Genomic DNA, 18,109 nt, shown 5'->3' on the forward strand with positions numbered 1-18,109 from the left:
GAGACAATGAGCAAACTCGTCGAGGGCATCAAGGACCGCATGGTTGCTGCCGCACGCGAGGCCGCGCCCGCCGTGGTGGACGCTGCGCAGAAGGCCGCGACCGCGGCAGCCGAGAAAGTTGCCGAGGCAGTTGCCGATGCCAAGAACGCGGCAGGGGAGGCGTCCGTCACTGGTGAGCCCGCTACCGCCGCTGAGCCCGTAGCCGCCGCCCACGCCCCCGAAGATGCAATCTTCAACCCCGAGAACGCTCGTGGCAACCTGCACCTGGGCATCGACGTGGGCTCCACCACCGTTAAGCTCGCCGTGCTCAACGACGACAACCAGATCGTCTACGCCAAGTACCAGCGCCATCACACCGACGTCCGTGCCTGCGCCCGCGACCTGTTCGAGGGTGCCGCGACCGTGCTGCCGACGGCCCAGATGACCTGCGCCATTACCGGCTCGGGCGGCCTGCTGCTGTCCCAGTGGCTCGACCTGGAGTTTGTCCAGGAGGTCATCGCCAGCAAACGCGCCGTCGAGACCCTCATCCCGGCCACCGACGTCGCCATCGAGCTGGGCGGCGAGGACGCCAAGATCATCTACTTCGACAACGGCATCGAGCAGCGCATGAACGGCACCTGCGCCGGCGGTACGGGCGCCTTCATCGACCAGATGGCAACCCTGCTGCACACCGACGCGAGCGGCCTCAACAAGCTCGCGGCCAACGCCACCACCATCTATCCCATCGCCAGCCGCTGCGGCGTTTTTGCCAAGACCGACGTGCAGCCGCTGCTCAACGAAGGTGCCCGCCCCGAGGACGTGGCTGCCTCCATCTTCCAGGCCGTCGTGACCCAGACCATCTCGGGCCTGGCGTGCGGCCGCCCCATCCGCGGCAACGTCGCCTTCCTGGGCGGCCCGCTGCAGTACCTCTCCGAGCTGCGCCACCGCTTCTACCTCACGCTCAACCTGGACGAGGAGCACCGTATCGTGCCCCAAAATGCCCACCTGTTTGTGGCGAGCGGTGCCGCCATGGCGCATGAGTCCAACAAGCTCAGCACGTTCCCGCGGCTCATCGAGGCCATCGATGCCCTGGGTGACACGCAGGGCGCCGAGGTCGAGCGCCTGGACCCGCTCTTTGCCACCGTCGAGGACTTTGCCGAGTTCAAGGGTCGCCACGACACCGAAGTCGTCCCCAAGGGCAAGCTCGACGGCTACACCGGCCGCGTGTTCATCGGTATCGACGCCGGCTCCACCACCATGAAGGCCGCGCTCGTGGGCGAGGACGGCCAGCTGTTGCACACCTGGTACGGCAACAACAACGGCGACATCCTGGGCACGGCCAAGGTCATCATGGCCGATTTCTACAACCACATCCCCGCCGGCTGTACCATCGGCCACGTGACCACCACGGGCTACGGCGAGGCGCTGCTCATCGAGGCCCTCAAGGCCGACTCCGGCGAGATCGAGACCGTTGCGCACCTGCGTGGCGCCAAGGCATTCCTGCCCGGCGTCGAGTTCATCCTGGACATCGGCGGCCAGGACATGAAGTGTCTGCGCGTTAAGGACGGCGTGATTGAGCACATCATGCTCAACGAGGCCTGCTCATCGGGCTGCGGCAGCTTTATCGAGAGCTTCGCCGTGTCTATGAACATGGACGTGCGCGCGTTTGCCGATGCCGCCATCCATGCCAAGGCCCCCGTCGACCTGGGCAGTCGCTGCACGGTCTTTATGAACTCGCGCGTCAAGCAGGCGCAAAAGGAAGGTGCCACGGTGGGCGACATCGCGGCCGGCCTGTCCTATTCCGTCATCAAGAATGCCCTGTTCAAGGTCATTAAGCTGCGCGACCCCAAGGAGATCGGCAGCCAGGTGATCGTTCAGGGCGGCACCTTTATGTCCGACGCCACGTTGCGCGCGTTTGAGCAGCTCACCGGCGTTCATGCCGTGCGTCCCGACATCGCCGGCTGCATGGGCGCCTATGGTGCGGCCCTGCTCGCCCGCGATCGCGCCGGCGCCGACGGCACCTCGACCATCCTTTCGGCCGAGGACATCGCGCACCTCACCGTGACGCAAAAGCATGTCCGCTGCGGCCGCTGCTCCAACAACTGCCAGCTCACCGTCAACGACTTTGGCGGCGGCAGGCGCTTCATTACCGGTAACCGCTGCGAGAAGGGTGCCGGCCACAAAAAGCAAAAGACCGAGGCGCCCAACCTCTTCAAAAAGAAGAACGATCTGCTCTTTAACCGCGAGGTGCTGAGCCCCGACGAGGCCCCGCGCGGCACCGTCGGCATCCCGCGCGCGCTCAACATGTACGAGAACTACCCCTTCTGGCACGCGTTCTTTACGCGCTTGGGCTTTAGCGTGCAGCTGTCCGACCAGTCGAGCAAAAAGACCTACCAGGCGGGCATCGAGTCCATGCCGTCCGAGAGCGTGTGCTACCCGGCAAAGATGAGCCACGGCCACGTTATGAACCTCATCGACCGCGATGTCGACTTTATCTGGATGCCGTGCGTGCGCTGGGAGCGCAAGGAGGACCCGACGGCCGGTAACTGCTACAACTGCCCCATCGTCATGAGCTACCCCACGGCGTTGGCGCTCAATATCGATGAGATTCGCGAGCAGAATATCGAGTTCCTGTACCCGTTTGTGCCCTATCATGACAAGACCGAGCTCAAGCGCCGTCTGTACCAGGTGCTCGCCGTCGACCGTGTGGCCGATGCGCAAGCCGGTCGCGGTCGCGTGCGTGGGCCCAAGATCACGCGTTCCGAGGTCGATGCCGCCGTCAACGCCGCCTTTGAGGCCGATGCGCGTTTCCACGAGGACATCCAGACCATGGGCGAGGAGGCTCTTAAGTGGGTCGAGGACCACGGCGGTCACGGCATCGTGCTCGCCGGTCGTCCCTACCATAACGACCCCGAGATCAACCACGCCCTGCCCGAGCTTATCTCAAGCTTTGGTTTTGCGGTCTTTACCGAGGATTCGCTCGCGCATCTGGTAAAGCCCGAGCGTCCGATTCGCGTCGTCGATCAGTGGATGTACCACAGCCGCCTGTACGCCGTCGCCCGTTTTGTGACGATGCGCAACGATTTGGACCTGATTCAGCTCAACTCCTTCGGCTGCGGCTTGGACGCCCTGACCACCGACCAGGTGCAGGAGATTCTGGAAGCCAGCGGCAAGATCTACACCGTGCTCAAGATCGATGAGGTGTCCAACCTGGGCGCCGCGCGCATCCGCATCCGCTCGCTCATGGCCGCGCTTAAGGACCAGGAGGCCGAGCGCTTGGCCGAGGCTACGGCAGCGGGCGAGGCCTACGAGCAGGGCGACGCCGCGCCGGTGGCGCCCTCCACGGATGTCCCCGCGTTCGCGAGCCGCAAGTACACGTTCGAGGCGCAGCGAGAGAGCGCCTCGACCGCGTGGCCCAAGGTGCCCTTTACCGAGCAGATGCGCGACGAGGGCTATACCATCCTGTGCCCGCAGATGGCGCCGATCCACTTTGACCTGGTCAAAGAGGTGTTCCGCGGTGCCGGCTACAACTTGGAGCTGCTGCCCTCGACCGACCACGATGCCGTCGAGGCTGGCCTGCGCTATGTGAACAATGACATTTGCTACCCGTCGATTCTGGTGACGGGCCAGATTATGGAGGCCATCGAGAGCGGTCGGTACGACCTGTCCAAGACCGCCGTGGTCATCAGCCAGACCGGCGGCGGCTGCCGTGCCACCAACTACATCGCACTCATCCGCAAGGCCCTGCGCGAGAGCGGTCACCCCGAGATTCCGGTGATCTCGCTTTCGGCCGTGGCGCTGGGCGAGGACAACCCCGGCTTTAAGATTACGCCGGCGCTGCTTAAGCAGGCAGTCTACGCGGTGCTCTTTGGCGACGTGATGATGCAGATGCTCTACCGCTGCCGCCCGTACGAGGCCACGCCCGGTGCCGCCAACGCGCTCTACGAGGAGTACATGGCGCGCGCCCGCAAGTTGGCGCCCAAGTTCAACCGCCACAACTACACCAAGCTGTGCCGCGAGGCCATCCGAGCGTTCGACACCATGCCGCTCGTGGGCGAGGGTACTAAGCCGCGCGTGGGCGTGGTCGGCGAGATCTTGGTCAAGTTCCATCCCACGGCAAACAACCACGTGGTCGATGTCATCGAGCGCGAGGGCTGCGAGGCCGTGGTACCGGGCCTGCTCGACTTCTTCCTCTACTCCATGAGCAACGCCGAGCTGCAGAAAGACGAGCTGGGAAGCTCTGCTACTACACGCGCGGGCATGCAAGCGCTCATCAAGCTTGTGGACTGGATGCGCACGCCGGTGGAGGAGATGCTCGAGAAGTCCCGCCGCTTCGAGGCGCCCGAGCGCATCGGCACCATGGCGGACAAGGCCCGTACGGTGCTTTCGGTGTGCAACAACATGGGCGAGGGCTGGCTGCTCACGGCCGAGATGCTCGACCTGATCGATCATGGCGCACCCAACATCATCTGCACGCAGCCCTTCGCGTGCCTGCCTAACCACGTGGTGGGTAAGGCCGTGATCAAGGAACTGCGCCGTCAGCATCCCGAGAGCAACATCGTCGCGGTGGACTATGATCCTGGTGCGTCCGAGGTCAACCAGCTCAACCGTATTAAGCTTATGATCAGCGTGGCAAAGGAAAACATGCGCGCCGGCAAGGGCTTTAAGCTCGAGAAGGTGGCGCCGCTCGCGATGGACGAGGTCACCGGCCAGATGCGTGCCCACGATGGCTGCGTGAGCTGCGGGCCGGCCAGCGAGGAGGCCGTCACATCGGTCGCCAAGCGTCTGGGACGCGGCATTAAGAAGTAGCTTGCCCGCTATGGGCTAGATATGAGACAAACGGGTGGCAGCCGTGCCGGCTACCACCCGTTTTTGCTGGACATATGTTGCGTAAACGCCCCAACTATCACCCTTTGCGAACTTAGATTTCGGAAGTATGCGGCAAAATCTGAATAGGCCGAGCACACCGGATATGTCCAAGCTCTGTACCTGCGGTTTTATTGGTGAAAAACCAGGATGTGCTCAAGAGTTCCGGAGTTTGCCGCATACTTTCGAAAATGACGTCTCGGTGGCACCATAAATTGCCCTTGAAGCCCTGAGATAATGAACATATGTAGCCGTTTGCCGCGAAATACCGCCCGTTTATAGAACCCAACCCCTGCGCGTGCCATCCTTACGGTTGAATAAATACACATCTATGGAATTACGTAAGAGAGGACCGTTCCATGAGCTACAAGACCGTTTGTGTTGCCGGCGGCGGCGTGTTGGGAAGCCAGATTGCCTTTCAGGCTGCCTACTGCGGCTTTGATGTAACGATTTGGCTGCGCAGCGAGGGCAGCATCGGCCGCACCCAGCCCAAGATCGATCACGTGCGCAAGGAGTACATCGCGGCAATCGAGGGCATGGCGGACGGTACGGGCGAGTGGTGCGCCGGTATCGCCGATGGCACCCAGCCCTTCGACAAGGAAGCGGCGCTCGCCGCCGTCGAGCGTGCCTACTCCACACTCAAGCTGGAGCTCGATCTTGCCAAGGCCGTGGCCGACGCTGACCTGGTCATCGAATCTATGGCCGAGGACGCCCAGGCAAAGATTGACTTCTACAAGAAGCTCGCCCCGGTACTCCCGCAAAAGACCGTCGTCGTGACCAACTCCTCCACGCTGCTGCCGAGCACCTTTGCCAAGTACACCGGCCGTCCCGAGAAGTACTTGTCGCTGCACTTTGCCAACTCCATCTGGAAGAACAACATGACCGAGGTCATGGCACAGGACCAAACCGACAAGCGCTACTTCGACGAGCTCGTCGACTTTGCCAACGATATCCGTATGCTTGCCCTGCCCGTCAACAAGGAAAAGAACGGCTACCTGCTCAATTCCATGCTGGTGCCGTGGCTGCTTTCGGGCCTTGACCTGTACGTTTCGGGCGTGAGCGATCCCAAGAGCATCGACCTCGCGTGGACGCGTGGCACCGGTGCCCCCAAGGGTCCGTTTCGCGTATTCGACACGGTGGGTATCCAGACGGCCTACAACATCGTCATGCAGTATCAGAAGGTGCCGGGCTTGGTGAGCCCGCTGCTCAAAAAAATGATGATGCCCTACAACTTTAAGGCTATGGCGTCCGTCCTCAAGAAAATGCTCGACGAAGGCAAGCTGGGCGAAAGCTCGGGCGAGGGCTTCTTTACGTACTAAAAATGATCTCTTGGGGGTGGAAGCGTTGGGGATCTACGGTAGTATGCGACAAAATCTGAATTGATCGGGCAAGAGCTGTAGCGCGCGTTGACGTTTGACCAATGGAGCGCAAAAATGCACCGTTCGCCGATACTCCTCTCGCGAGTGGTTGCCATATGGTTTGATGTTGGAAACATATGACTGCCGCCGGGCTGCGGGTGACGTTTGCTCTGATATCGGAGGTACCAAGTATGTTTCACGCTCCGTTAAACAAGTATCGGGCTGGTTAATATGGGCCGCCGTACTATCTCGATAACCCTTGCAGTGGTTTGCCTAGCTGTGCTCCTGGGCGCTATGGGGCAGTTCGCTATAAGTCGAGAAACATCCTATATGCGGGAATGTGCTTCCGAAGGCTTCGCCATTGATGGCTACTATCGGGATGACAAAACGAGTCGGGAAACCCTGGCTTTTCTTGAGGAGGACAACTGTCGATGGCAGCTGGTTGACCAAGACGGAATCTGCACAGACGGGCAGTTTAAGCGTACGGATGACCCCAACATTCTGGTATTAAAGAATGAAAACGGCGAAATATTCGGTACGGTCCACGTGGCGCATATTTCGCGCCGACGCGATCAGGGCTTGCTCTACCTATTTAGAGATACCAAGGTGACCCGTTTTTATCTGGTGAGCACCGATCCGGCGTTTATGGTGGAGTCTGGCGATGTCGATGCGGACAGTTGATTCACGGCAATAAAACGGCGAGCGGGGCGCGGGTGTGAACTGCACCACGCTATTTGCTCGCGTCCGTATCGCGTCTGCGCCTCGTCATAACTTGCGTCCGTGCGAGCGCTCATCCCGCGCCGGCATCACTTCACATCGAACTCCACGCGATCGAGTTCGGGCACATTGAGGTCGATGAGCTTGCGGGCAACACGACGGTCGTGCGCCCCAAGTGTCTCGCTTGTCGTCACATGGGCGACAACCTCGCGCTCGACGAGGCCCTCCTCCCCGCCTTCGGTGGCCGAGGTCTCGACGGCGACGGTGTAATCCTTAAAGCCCGGCAGTACCGCGGCAAGCTCGCGCGTAGTTTCGGTGACGCCATAGCCGTCCTGCACGCCGGCCTGCGCCGAGCCAATAGACCCCGCGGTCATAACGATGCAGGGGATGGCAAAGATCACCGTGCCCACGATGATGCGGCGGCGCACCTTGTGTGACAGCTCATCGACCTCGGCGTTTTCCTCGGCGGTCACAATACCGTCGCCGTTGAGGTCACGCTTGAGCGGTACACGTAGAAGAAGCAATACGGCTTCGGCCGCCAGCGCGATAAAGACAACGTTGATGCCAAATTCGTAGAGCGCCGAGAGAAACAGCGACCCGCTCGCGATGGCGATGCCGTAACCCGCCGCGCACAGGGGCGGCATGAGCGCGGTTGCCACGGCCACGCCCGCGATAAGCGTCGCGGGCTCCTGGTCGCGCGAGTTGCCCAGGCCTCCGGCAAAGCCACCCGCGAGCGCGACGGCAAGATCCCAGACGGTGGGTGTCGAGTTGTCGATGATAGCGGCCGTGGTGGTGCCGAGCGGTGAGAGCTTAAAGTACAGCGTGGACGTGATCAGGCAGAAGGCCATCTGCAACGCGAGACCGGCAATGGCCTCGACGGTAATCTCGCGGTCGAGCGTGGCGATGCCATATGCCATGGCAAGGACCGAGCCCATGAGCGGGCAGATGAGCATGGCACCTACAATGGCGATATCCGAGTCGATATCGAGGCCGATGCTCGCGATCAACATGGCAATGATCAGGATGCATAAGTGCGAGCCAGTCAGGCGCGCCCCGTTTACAAAGCGCTTGCGAATCACGTGATAGGGCGCGCGTCCCTCGCGAATGTTGAACGCCTGCTTAAGGAAACGGGTAGCATTCTCCATGGCCTCGCTGTGTGCAGGGCGTATACCGTGACGACGATGATGACGCTCGCGCAGCCGCTTGATCTGTTGTTTGTCGAGTTCCATGCTTACCTCGTTTAGCTTCTGAGCCGCTTCTTGCGTCTGTCGTCTTTACTCTACACCGCGTTAGGCGAGGTGTCAGACAAGGTTTGTTGACCTGGAAGTCAGGCCAATCGACATGGCTAAAACGCCGTGAGGATCATAAGAATCAAATAGACAAAAAAGCGCGGGGCCGGTTTGATTCCGACTCCGCGCTCTGCGCTGGTGCGTTGTTGTTCGGCCTACCCCAGCAGGCTCAGACCAACAGAGACAAACGCCAGAATAACGCCGACGATGGACTCGCCGCCGAGCAGGCCGCTGGCGACAACAAGGCCCTGTTCCTGGAAGGCGGCGTCCTTGGCAGCCTTCTCCTCGTCCGAAAGACCAGCGGTGGCGTCGCGGTGGGCGGACCACTTGTCGTAGGCGAGCTTAACGCAGGAGCCCAGGAAAGCCGTGAGCGACATATAGAACGGCAGGTACACGCCCAGGCCGATCATCATGGCTGGAATGCCGAGCCAGTACATGACGATACCGGCGATAAAGCCGCCTGCGAACCACGGCACACTCGGGATGCCCGAGACCATGGTGGCGACGACGCTTGCCTGTGCGGCAACGAAACTCTTGTCGGGACCAAAGGCGTCCGGACCATAGGCGGTGACGAGCGCGACCATGACGGCGGCAGCGACCAGGGCGCCCACGATGCCGCCGATGGCCTGGCCGACCCACTGTGCGCGCGGGTTGGTGCCCAGCACGGCGCCGGCCTTAAAGTCGTTCATGACGTCGCCCGCAAGGCCGCACGCTACGGCCACGATGCCGGCGATAAAGAACAGCTTGACCTGAGCGAGCTGCGCGAAGGCGGCAACGATGAGCATGACGATGAGGCCGAAGATCTCCATGGGGTCGATGCCCGTCTGGCCGCAGCTCTGCGCGCTCATGATGGTGGTGACAAAGGTGAACAGCGTGACGATGACGGCCGGAACGGGGCCAAGGTCGAGCACGATGGCGATGATCACGGCGATGGCGGCAGCGCCCAGGCCGATGATACCGGCGTCGAGCTTAAGGGAGCCCGAGATGAGCGACTGCTCGTCGGTGTCGGTGGAGCTGTCGGCGGCGAGGCCGCGGACGATACCGGCGACCTGCGGCAGGATGTCCTTGAGGACGACGGCGACGCCAAAGCCTATCATAAGGCCCATACCCAGGGACTTAACAATGCCTTGTGCGGTCATAACGTCAAACAGACCGGTAGCGGTGCCGCCGACAATGATGCCAAAATTGCCCAGTAGCGCGCCGGCAAACCAGAATGCGACCGGGGCGAAGCCCACGAGGAAGCCGACGGACAGCAACATGGGCGAGTTGTAGATGGCAAAAGTCACGCCGGGGATATTGAGCGTGCACAGCATGCTGGGCACCACGCCCAGGGCGTCGCGAAGCACGCTATAGATGCCGGCGACGGCCATGGAGCCAAAGAGCTGCTTGCCGGTCTTGCCGCCGGCCTCGGTAGCGCGCAGGGTCTGAGCTGCGGCGTTGCCGGTGGGGAACTCCAGCGCGGCATCCACGATAAAGTGACGGTGGATGAGCGCTGTCGCCAGAAGGCCCAAGATGGTGCCGGCGAGCGCCACGATAAACATGTCGAGCCAGCTGATCTGGTCGGCATAGCCCAGCATCCAAGCGCCCGGGATGGTAAACGCTAGGCCGCCGGCGACCATGGCGCCCGCAGACATGATGGTGTGGGTGACGTTGGCCTCGTTGAGGCTGGCGTTGCCCATGAGTTTCAGGAAGAACAGCGAAATGACGGCAGCGAAAATGATCGGCCAGGGGAGGGCGCCCATCTTGAGGGCCGTGTAGGCCGAGCTTGCCGTGATGATCACGCAGCCAAGGACGCCGATGACGACGCCGCGCAGCGTGAGTTGACCGCGCATCGAGGTGCGGTTCGAGGGATTGCTCATATAGAACTCCTTTGCGTATATCCGCTTCCCCCGGGAGCGCCGCTACGGATACGGCGCGGGAAGTCGGGTTACCAAGGGCCGCCGCGTGAGCTCGCGCACGACCGCGCACCAGTATAGCCGCAAGTTAGTCATTTTGGGATGACTGGTTTAGGTAGGCGATATACTGCTGGGCAGACGAAAGGAGCGCCGACGATGCTTAATGGGTGCGCATATATATTGACGGTCGACGTGGGCAACACGTTCATTCGCTTTGGCCTGTTTGCCGAGGATTCGGCCGCGGCGCAGGAGCGCCCGCTTGCGACATGCGAGATCACGACGCCGTCGAGCATTACGGCCGACGAAGCGCGCATGCGACTTATGCAGGTCATGGGCGCGCTCGCCGCCGATGCAGGTGTGCCCGGGGTGCTTGCACCCGCCGCGGCCGTGCTGAGCTGTGTAGTCCCGGCGCTCGAGCGCCCGTGGAAGGCGGCACTTTCCCGCACCTGCACGGGGCGCGTGCTCACCGTGGGGCCGGGACTTAAGACCGGCATACCCGTGCACTACGACGATCCGGCCGAGATCGGCCCCGACCGCATCGCCGATGCCGTGGCGGCCCGCGCCGTCTACGGCTCGCCGTGCATCGTGATTGACCTGGGCACGACGACCAATATCGAGGTCATCGACGTGCACGGTACCTTTGTGGGCGGCGTTATCGCGCCAGGCCTGGCCCTCGGCGCCCGTTCGCTTTCGGCGGCAGCAGCGCGCCTACCCCAGGTTGAGCCCTCGGCGCCAACGCACGTCATCGGACGCAACACGCGCGAGGCCATGCGCTCGGGTGTGGTTTTGGGCGAGGTAGCCCGCATCGACGGAATGCTCGACATGGTGCTTGCCGAGATGCGCGCGACCAAGGCTGCGGGGGAGGGCGATGTGCCCATCGTCATTACCGGCGACGATGCCGAGGCACTTGCGGCGCTGGTCGGCCATAGCCTGACGGTAGACGACGCGCTGACGTTGCGGGGTCTCGCCGAGCTCTACCGCATCAACCAAAAGCCCCGCCGCGCGTAGGGCGAGGGGCTGGTGGGATAAGCGCCCCTACCTTTCACCTGCTACAATGGGCCAAACTATTGCGATTGCGGAGGTGTCTGCCATGTCGGACGATCTTCATCAAACCGCGTCGGGCAAGCGCCGCGACGTTATTAGCTGGGACGAGTTCTTTATGAGCGTGGCCATCGCCGCGCAGCGCCGCAGCAAGGACCCCAACACGCAGGTGGGAGCGTGCATCGCCAGCACCAACCACCGCATCCTTTCGGTGGGCTACAACGGTACGCCCTCGGCGCTCAACGACGACTTTTTCCCGTGGGGCACGAGCGACGACCCGTTGCAGGACAAGCACAACTACGTGGTGCATGCCGAGGCAAACGCCGTGCTCAACTACCGTGGCTCGCTCAAAGATCTTGAGGGTTCCACGGTCTACGTCACGCTGTTCCCGTGCCACGACTGCGCCAAGATTTTGGCGCAGGTGGGCGTGGGCGAGGTTGTCTACCTGGACAACAAGTACGCCGACACCGACGACGGCCGCATCAGCCGCCGCATTCTCGACTCCTGCGGTATTAGCTACCGCCAGGTTATCGTCGATGTTCACATCGGTACCGAGGGGCAGGCTCAGCAGTAGCGCGTGACAATGCCAGCTGGTAACAACAGACAGCTAAAAGATCCCCGTCCCAAATTGACTGCTCGTGAAAGTCGTGTCCGCGCGCATGGATGGCTCGTGAGCGGGTACATGGCTGTAGTAACATAGCCCCTGTCCGCGGGCGTGCCCGCGTTATTGTGAGAAAGGAGCCCCTGTGGCTGTTAACGAAGAGCTGCTTAAGAAGGTTCTTGAGGAGATCCGCCCCAACCTGCAGGCTGACGGCGGCGATATGGAGTATGTGGGTGTTGACGACGAGGGCGTCGTCAAACTGGAGCTGCAGGGTGCCTGCGCCGGCTGCCCTATGAGCGCGCTGACCCTGTCCATGGGTATCGAGCGTATCCTCAAGGAGCATGTGCCCGGCGTTACCCGTGTCGAGCAGGTTAATGCCTCCGGCGAGACCGACGACCTGTACGACGAGTACGCGCCGTTCTAAGATGCGAAAGCTGCGGACGGCATACTCCGCATAGACGTTACGCCCAAATATGCGGCTGCGAGCGCAAGGCCCGCGGCCGCATTTGTATGTAGGGAGTAGGAGGGTCGACATGCTCAACGACTTCTACCATATGCTTGATCCCGTCGCGATTTCGGCGGGGCCCATCACGATTTACTGGTATGGTCTGGCCTATGTGGTCGGCGCCCTGCTCACGGCGGTCGTCATGTACCGCACGCAGCGTCGCTGGGGCTTTAACATCACGATTGACGACCTGACGAGTGTCGTGGTCGGCGTGGTCTTTGGCCTCATTATCGGTGCGCGCCTGTTCTACGTCGTCTTTTACGGTGATGGCTACTACTGGGCGCACCCGCTCGAGATCTTTGCCACCAACGAGGGCGGCATGAGCTTCCATGGCGGTTTGGTGGGCGGCATTATCGGCGGCATCATCGTGTGCCGCATGTATAAGCTCGACGCATGGACTTTGGCAGACCTTGCCGTCATCGGCGCGCCGCTGGCCTTGTGCCTGGGCCGTTGTGCCAACTTTGTCAACGGTGAGCTGTGGGGCAAGCCGACCGATCTGCCCTGGGGTGTGGTCTTTGGCGGGACTGCGGGCGATATGCCGCGTCACCCCTCCCAGCTCTACGAGGCATTTCTTGAGGGCATCGTGCTCTTTTGCATTCTGCAGGTGCTCAGCCGCAAAAAGCCGCTGCTGCCTCAGGGTACGTTTATGGGCGTGTTCGTGATGGGATACGGCATCGTCCGCTTCCTCGTCGAGTTCGTGCGCGTGCCCGACGCCCAGCTTGGCTATCTGCTGGGCGGCGTCATCACGATGGGGCAGCTGCTGAGTCTTCCGCTCGTGATCGCCGGCCTGGCGCTCATCATCTTCGCGCGACACCGCAACCGTCCCCAGCGCATCTACCTCGACGCCTAACCACCACAAAGGGGACACAGGCACCTTTGTGGTGGTTTTGCTGAGTTTGATAGGTTTCTAGAAAGGCTTTCGGACTGTGAAGGATTCCGATCTCTCCACAACGGCTGCGCGCGACGCTGCCCGCATCGTCTGGTTTAAGCGCTACCCCGCCAAGCAGACGCTCATCGCATTTCTGCTCGCGCTGTTGGCGACCACGGCGTTTTCCATCGATCCCGTCCCGGTGTCGAGCAACGCAGTCTTGGCGATTGACCCCAAAGCCTCGGGCATGCTGTACGTGTGCTACGAGGTGCTCCTCTCGTTTGCCGGCCATACCGACGCGGTCATGCTGCTTGCGCTTGCCTGCCTGCTCACGCTGCCGTTTCGCTACGTGTTCTTTGGCCGTGGCGACACCTGGCGCCCATCGATTATTCTGCCGTCGCTGTTTTTCGCCATCTGCATGGTGTTCGGCCGCAGCTACGACCTTATCGACTCGGCCGAGATTGTTCTTGGCGACAAGGCCCGCATCATCTGCGCCTGGATTGGCGGCGCGGGCTGGATGCTCCTAGCGATCGTGGCCTTCTATCTGGCTTTTGAGTGCCTGGATTGGCTGAGCTCTCGGCGCATTCCGTTTTCCGAAGCGCACTTTGGCCGCGTATGGCGTGTGGCTCACGCCGTGCTCTCGGTCCATCCCTTTGCCGGGCCCTTCCTGGTGCTTATGATCGCCTGGGCGCCCACGCTCATCGCTTCGCTGCCCGGCCTTTTTATGGGAGATACGGGTGCGCAGATTCGCCAGTGGTTCAACTATCCCAATGGCACGAGCGACTACCTGCGCCTGCTCAACCCCAACGTGCTGCTCAACGGGCACCATCCCGTGGTGCACACGGCCATTATCGGCTCGTGCGTTCAGCTGGGGCTTTCGCTGTTCAACAGCGCTAACGCGGGCCTCATCATCTATACCTGCGCTCAGTTTGTCATCACGGCTGCCTGCATGGCCTATTCCATTTCGTCGCTGCGCAAACTGGGCGTGAGCCTGCCGGTTCGCGGTACGATCCTGCTGTTCTTTGCGTTTATGCCGATGTTCTCTAACTACGCGGCGTTGCTCACCAAAGACGTGCTCTTTGCCGACGCGTTTTTGGTGCTGCTGATACAGACCGTCAAGCTCGTGGCATGTGGCTTGCCCCGTCGTGATGCCAATGTCGAGCGAGCGGGCGAGAAAGCCCCCGTGCTCTTTGCGCGCCACGACTGGCTGTTGCTTGCGCTGGCTGCCATGGGTTCCACGTTTTTGCGCAATGGAGGCCTGGTGTTTCCCCTGGCGGCATGTGTAATCGCGGCGGCGTTTTGCGCATGGGATGTACATGTCGCTCGTCGTGCGGCTAAGCAGACGGGCACCGCGGTCTCATGCGCCACACCGCGCTTCCGCTGGGTTGGCGTTCTCGCGGTGCTCGCGCTCTGCCTTGCCTCTAATATGTACTTCACCAAGGTCTTTATGCCGGAGCACGATATCACGCCTGGTTCCAAGCGCGAAATCCTCTCGATTCCGTTCCAACAGACGGCTCGTTTCGTCCAAAAGCACGACGGCCTCAACTCGGGCGTCAACCCTACGGTTAAGGAGGACGGCACTATCGTGGAGGCACCCTGCGACGGTTTGGTGACCGACGAGGAGCGCGTCGTGATCGATCGCGTGCTCAAGTACGAGAACCTGGGCCGCCGCTACAATCCCGACAAGTCCGATGCCGTCAAGAACTGCTTTAACGAGTACGCCTCGCAGGAGGACATCAAGGCCTATTTTGAGGTCTGGGCGCAGATGTTCAAAAAGGATCCCGAGTGCTATATCTCGGCGCTCATCAATAACTATTACGGCTACTTTTATCCGAGTGCCCGCGATGCCTGGGTCTACAGCACGGCGCGTAGTGCCGAGATCATGGCGCGTCCCGACAACCTCAAGTACTTCGACTTCCATCCGGTTGACAGCAACGTGGTGCGCTGGTGCGACCACCTGATCAATCTGTACCGTGTGGCGGTGCAGCGCATCCCGTTTATTTCGCTCACCATGAGCTCGGCCACCTATGTGTGGATTATGATCGCCGTGGTGGTCTACCTGCTGCGTCGTCATTCATGGCGTGCGCTGGCGATCTGGGTGCCGCTGTTGGGCGTGCTCGCCGTGTGCCTGATTGGTCCGTGCAACGGCTCGACCTACATGCGCTACCTGTATCCGGTCATCGCCTGCATGCCCTTCGCCATCGGCGCCACCGTCACCCGCAGTGACTTCCTCTGGTCCTAACCTGGTGCATTGGGGTCAGGTTTCTTTGCTGCACCAAAGGGGCCATCATCACGACGCCTTCATTTTGGGGTTTATCTTGCAGGCCAGTAGGTATATCATAACGACGTTTGTTTATATTGCCCGAGCATCTGCGCTGGGCTTTAGGTCGAAACCGATAGGAGACACGTATGTCCGGACACTCTAAGTGGGCCACAACCAAGCATCGTAAGGGCGCGCAGGACGCCAAGCGTTCCGCCCTCTTCTCCAAGCTCAGCCGCAACATCACCGTTGCTGCCCGTCTCGGCGGTGACCCGCTGCCCGAGAACAACGCCAGCCTCGCCGCTGCCGTTGCCAAGGCCAAGGCTCAGTCCATGCCTAAGGACAAGATCAAGTCCGCTATCGACAAGGCTTTTGGTTCGGGTGCTGACGCCGCCGTCTACGAGAACATCGTGTACGAGGGCTACGGTCCCGCCGGTGTCGCCGTCTACGTCGACTGCCTGACCGACAACCGCAACCGTACCGCCGCTGATGTCCGTTCCGCCTTCTCCCACGCTGGTGGCAACCTGGGCACCTCCGGCTCCGTCGCCTTCCAGTTTGAGCGCAAGGGCCAGATTGTCGTCGCCAAGGAGATCCTGGACGAGAACGCCAAGAAGGAGACCATGATCGCCAACGGTGCTGCCGGTGACGAGGATGAGTTCATGATGGCCATCGCCGAGGCCGGTGGCGAGGACTACGAGGATGCCGGCGAGGAGTGGATCGTCTGGACTGCTGCCAACGACGTCATGGCTGTCTCCAAGGCGCTCGAGGAGCAGGGCGTCCAGGTCAAGGGTTCCGAGACCACCATGGTCCCGACCACCCCGACCGAGGTCTCTGGTACCGACGCCAAGAAGGTCCAGCGCCTCATCGACCGTCTTGAGGAGCTCGACGACGTCCAGGACGTCTACAGCACCATGGACATGACCGACGAGGTCATCGCTGCCCTCGAGGAGGAGTAGCGCCCGCACGGATTGAGCCGTGCATATCTGGGCATAATGAAGCGAGCATGCAAGCCTCGTGGAATAGATGAGCCGGATCCGCGTGCGTAGAGCACCGGACCCGGCTCTTTTATAATGATGCGAACCGTTTTGCATTCTGTGGATCGAGATTTGAAGGGAGCGCCGCATGCGCGTGCTCAAACGAGCCCTAGCGATCGTATATCTTGCCGCCGCCGTCGTGGCGCTGGGCACGTTGGTCTGCCAGTTTTGGGGGCCATATACCTACCGCTTTATGCTGCTGATGCGCGACCCCATGCCGCGCATCGTCGTCACGGCGTGCGCCGGCGTCGTGGCGATCGGCGTGCTGGTAAGCTTTTTCCGCCTGATGTTCGCCCGTCGCGAACCGTCCTGCGTGCATCCGGCGGGGGAGCGCAATATCGAGGTTACCCTTGCGGCGCTTTCTTCGTGCGCCAGGGCTGCAGCCGAGCGTGACGACCGCGTGATGGTCGAGCATGTCGAGGCCCGCGTCCAAGGCTCCGACGATTCGCACGTCCGTTTTAAGGTCGAGGCCATCGCGCTCGATGATAAGGACGTTGCCGCTCTTGCCACCTCGATGCAGCAGCGCATCGAGAAGGCCTGCGACACCATGCTCGGCACGCCGGGTACGACCGCGCGTGTCCGTTTTTTGCCGTCCAAGACTACCGTCCAGACCGTGGAGGTTTCCGGTGAGTGATACCAATCAAGATAAGACCGCTCGTACGCCGCGCCTGACGATTGACCAGAGCGCCACGTCGGCGAGCGAACCTGTTGATTCCAAAGCAGAGGCAACCGAGTTACAAGACGCGGCAGCCGCGGATTTTGACGAGGCCATGGGTCTCATCAAAGGTACGGGCGCTGCTATCTGGAGCTACGCCGTGCGCCACCCCAACACTACGCTCGGCGCCGTGGCAGGCTTTATCCTCGCCGTGCTGGTACTTACGTTGGGCCTGTGGGACACGCTCGTCATCGCATTCTTTGTGCTGATCGGCGCCGTGATCGGCCAGATTCGCGACGGCGAGAACGGTATCGTTAACTTCTTCGGCCGTCTGTTTAGCGGCCGCTAATATGTATTCGACTGTCGCATCCGTGGCAGGCATAAGGAGGAACCATGGCTTTTAACACGAAGGTCGATGTGGCCGATACCGAGCTCGAGACGAGCGAGGCCGTCGCCGCCGAGGCGGAGGACGTAACGCTCGAGGACGAGGCGCTCGTCGAGGCAGAGTCCGAAGACGAGGCGGACGAGGATGACGAGGAAGCGGACGAGTCCGAGGACTCGCTCACCTATTCCAACGGCGTGATCGAGAAAATCGTCGCCATGGCCACCCGCGAGGTGCCGCACGTTCTGGGCATGAAGGGTAACCTCATGCACTTTGTGCAGGAGCAGTTTGGTGCCGAGAACCTGACCAAGGGCGTGACGGTCGAGGTCACCGACGACAATCGCGTGGTCGTCAACATCTCCGTCATCATCGAGTACGGCGCCTATGCGCCCGCGATCTTCGACGATGTCAAGGCGCGTGTCACCGAGCGCCTTGCCGCGATGACCGGCCTTGAGGTGGCGGGCGTCAACCTGCGCATCGAGGACGTCATCACCCCCGAGGAGTACGAGCATCGCACCAGCCAGCACGAATAACCTTCCAAAAAGGGACAGGTTTGTTTTGGCAGGTTTTATCTGCGAAAACGTTAAACGGCCGACCGCGCAAGCAAAAGCGTGGCCGGCCGTTTCTGTACGCTCCCGATGTAGTCATACCGCTCGTCT

General features: G+C 61.5%; 14 protein-coding genes. 12 read left to right on the forward strand and 2 right to left on the reverse strand.

Features of this window, described 5'->3' with window-relative positions; all coding sequences use genetic code 11:
• Nucleotides 1-6: 6 nt before the first annotated feature.
• From DWX39_RS02490 to DWX39_RS02500, 3 genes are all read left to right on the forward strand, one after another.
• Nucleotides 7-4,788, forward strand: coding sequence for a 2-hydroxyacyl-CoA dehydratase (locus DWX39_RS02490; RefSeq protein WP_117758393.1), 4,782 nt, complete (start codon nt 7-9; stop codon nt 4,786-4,788).
• 416 nt (nt 4,789-5,204) lie between these two features.
• Entirely contained in the window at nt 5,205-6,164 is a 960-nt protein-coding gene (locus DWX39_RS02495; protein WP_117758394.1) for a 3-hydroxyacyl-CoA dehydrogenase, read from the forward strand.
• Nucleotides 6,165-6,497: 333 nt separating this feature from the next.
• Entirely contained in the window at nt 6,498-6,884 is a 387-nt protein-coding gene (locus DWX39_RS02500; RefSeq protein ID WP_147336367.1) for a hypothetical protein, read from the forward strand.
• 125 nt (nt 6,885-7,009) lie between these two features.
• Here DWX39_RS02500 and DWX39_RS02505 read toward each other — a convergent pair whose 3' ends face one another.
• Together DWX39_RS02505 and DWX39_RS02510 are read right to left on the reverse strand one after the other, a co-directional pair.
• On the reverse strand, nt 7,010-8,149 hold the full coding sequence (locus DWX39_RS02505) for a DUF389 domain-containing protein (protein WP_117758396.1): 1,140 nt from the start codon (nt 8,147-8,149) through the stop codon (nt 7,010-7,012).
• A 215-nt stretch (nt 8,150-8,364) separates the two neighbouring features.
• On the reverse strand, nt 8,365-10,068 hold the full coding sequence (locus DWX39_RS02510; protein ID WP_117758397.1) for an OPT/YSL family transporter: 1,704 nt from the start codon (nt 10,066-10,068) through the stop codon (nt 8,365-8,367).
• 192 nt (nt 10,069-10,260) lie between these two features.
• Between DWX39_RS02510 and DWX39_RS02515 the strand changes: the two genes are divergently transcribed.
• The 9 genes from DWX39_RS02515 (at nt 10,261) to DWX39_RS02550 (ending at nt 17,983) form a co-directional block, all read left to right on the forward strand.
• Complete coding sequence (locus DWX39_RS02515) at nt 10,261-11,112, forward strand: type III pantothenate kinase (RefSeq protein ID WP_117758398.1); 852 nt, start codon at nt 10,261-10,263, stop codon at nt 11,110-11,112.
• Between the two features lie 82 nt (nt 11,113-11,194).
• The gene (locus DWX39_RS02520; RefSeq protein WP_117756880.1) at nt 11,195-11,719 is read left to right on the forward strand and encodes a dCMP deaminase family protein; all 525 of its coding nucleotides are present in this window, start codon (nt 11,195-11,197) and stop codon (nt 11,717-11,719) included.
• 172 nt (nt 11,720-11,891) lie between these two features.
• Nucleotides 11,892-12,170 carry a NifU family protein gene (locus DWX39_RS02525; protein ID WP_117637654.1) on the forward strand — a complete coding sequence of 93 codons (279 nt, stop codon included), beginning with the start codon at nt 11,892-11,894 and terminating at the stop codon, nt 12,168-12,170.
• A gap of 109 nt (nt 12,171-12,279) precedes the next feature.
• Nucleotides 12,280-13,101, forward strand: a complete 822-nt coding sequence (gene lgt, locus DWX39_RS02530) for a prolipoprotein diacylglyceryl transferase (protein WP_055251991.1) — start codon at nt 12,280-12,282, stop codon at nt 13,099-13,101.
• Nucleotides 13,102-13,177: 76 nt separating this feature from the next.
• Nucleotides 13,178-15,361 (forward strand): DUF6020 family protein, encoded by a 2,184-nt coding sequence (locus DWX39_RS02535; protein WP_233508857.1) that lies wholly within the window; start codon nt 13,178-13,180, stop codon nt 15,359-15,361.
• 167 nt (nt 15,362-15,528) lie between these two features.
• Nucleotides 15,529-16,335: a YebC/PmpR family DNA-binding transcriptional regulator gene (locus tag DWX39_RS02540; protein WP_055251993.1), complete on the forward strand. Its 807-nt coding sequence runs from the start codon at nt 15,529-15,531 to the stop codon at nt 16,333-16,335.
• Nucleotides 16,336-16,501: 166 nt separating this feature from the next.
• Nucleotides 16,502-17,047 carry an alkaline shock response membrane anchor protein AmaP gene (locus DWX39_RS11200; RefSeq protein WP_233508855.1) on the forward strand — a complete coding sequence of 182 codons (546 nt, stop codon included), beginning with the start codon at nt 16,502-16,504 and terminating at the stop codon, nt 17,045-17,047.
• Complete coding sequence (locus tag DWX39_RS02545) at nt 17,040-17,417, forward strand: DUF2273 domain-containing protein (protein WP_231500738.1); 378 nt, start codon at nt 17,040-17,042, stop codon at nt 17,415-17,417. Before DWX39_RS11200 ends, DWX39_RS02545 begins: the two co-directional genes overlap by 8 nt.
• Nucleotides 17,418-17,461: 44 nt before the next feature.
• Nucleotides 17,462-17,983: an Asp23/Gls24 family envelope stress response protein gene (locus DWX39_RS02550; protein WP_117758400.1), complete on the forward strand. Its 522-nt coding sequence runs from the start codon at nt 17,462-17,464 to the stop codon at nt 17,981-17,983.
• The last annotated feature ends 126 nt before the right edge of the window (nt 17,984-18,109 follow it).

This window comes from Collinsella sp. AF19-1LB, assembly GCF_003459655.1.
Taxonomy (GTDB): Bacteria; Actinomycetota; Coriobacteriia; order Coriobacteriales; family Coriobacteriaceae; genus Collinsella.

Bases quoted from the DNA above. Each gene is read 5' to 3' on its own strand.
- DWX39_RS02490 (WP_117758393.1), top strand. From the start codon at position 7: ATGAGCAAACTCGTCGAGGGCATCAAGGACCGCATGGTTGCTGCCGCA.
- DWX39_RS02495 (WP_117758394.1), top strand. From the start codon at position 5,205: ATGAGCTACAAGACCGTTTGTGTTGCCGGCGGCGGCGTGTTGGGAAGC.
- DWX39_RS02500 (WP_147336367.1), top strand. From the start codon at position 6,498: ATGGGGCAGTTCGCTATAAGTCGAGAAACATCCTATATGCGGGAATGT.
- DWX39_RS02505 (WP_117758396.1), bottom strand. From the start codon at position 8,149: ATGGAACTCGACAAACAACAGATCAAGCGGCTGCGCGAGCGTCATCAT.
- DWX39_RS02510 (WP_117758397.1), bottom strand. From the start codon at position 10,068: ATGAGCAATCCCTCGAACCGCACCTCGATGCGCGGTCAACTCACGCTG.
- DWX39_RS02515 (WP_117758398.1), top strand. From the start codon at position 10,261: ATGCTTAATGGGTGCGCATATATATTGACGGTCGACGTGGGCAACACG.
- DWX39_RS02520 (WP_117756880.1), top strand. From the start codon at position 11,195: ATGTCGGACGATCTTCATCAAACCGCGTCGGGCAAGCGCCGCGACGTT.
- lgt (WP_055251991.1), top strand. From the start codon at position 12,280: ATGCTCAACGACTTCTACCATATGCTTGATCCCGTCGCGATTTCGGCG.
- DWX39_RS02540 (WP_055251993.1), top strand. From the start codon at position 15,529: ATGTCCGGACACTCTAAGTGGGCCACAACCAAGCATCGTAAGGGCGCG.
- DWX39_RS11200 (WP_233508855.1), top strand. From the start codon at position 16,502: ATGCGCGTGCTCAAACGAGCCCTAGCGATCGTATATCTTGCCGCCGCC.
- DWX39_RS02550 (WP_117758400.1), top strand. From the start codon at position 17,462: ATGGCTTTTAACACGAAGGTCGATGTGGCCGATACCGAGCTCGAGACG.